The sequence below is a fragment of the Actinoplanes rectilineatus genome (assembly GCF_000962825.1).
In the GTDB taxonomy this organism is placed as follows: Bacteria; Actinomycetota; Actinomycetes; order Mycobacteriales; family Micromonosporaceae; genus Actinoplanes; species Actinoplanes rectilineatus.
On sequence record NZ_JZKF01000244.1, the window covers coordinates 1 to 419 of the forward strand.

Genomic DNA, 419 nt, shown 5'->3' on the forward strand with positions numbered 1-419 from the left:
GGGGACAGGATTTGAACCTGCGACCTCTGGGTTATGAGCCCAGCGAGCTACCGAGCTGCTCCACCCCGCGTCGGTAAACAAAGCCTAACGCGTCCGCCCTCAGCATCCAAATCGCCCCCCCCCGCCCACCCTCTCACCGGCGAAAACTCCCCACCGCCACCACCAGCAGGGCAGGCCCTCGAAAAAGGAAAGCCGGGAAAGAAGCCCAAAGCAACACACCAGGCCCACCACCGCACCGCGGGCTCTCCGGGGGCTCGGCCCCCGGAACAGAAATGCGAAGAGGGGCCCATGTTCGCGCTTTCCGCAAACACAAGCCCCTTACCCACTCGTAGCGGGGACAGGATTTGAACCTGCGACCTCTGGGTTATGAGCCCAGCGAGCTACCGAGCTGCTCCACCCCGCGTCGGTAAACAAAGCCT

Annotated in this window: 1 tRNA gene; it reads right to left on the reverse strand. The window is 63.7% G+C overall.

The window, feature by feature from the left end:
* Positions 1–329: 329 nt before the first annotated feature.
* A tRNA-Met gene (locus tag WH85_RS46285) sits at positions 330–403 on the reverse strand.
* Positions 404–419 lie beyond the last annotated feature (16 nt).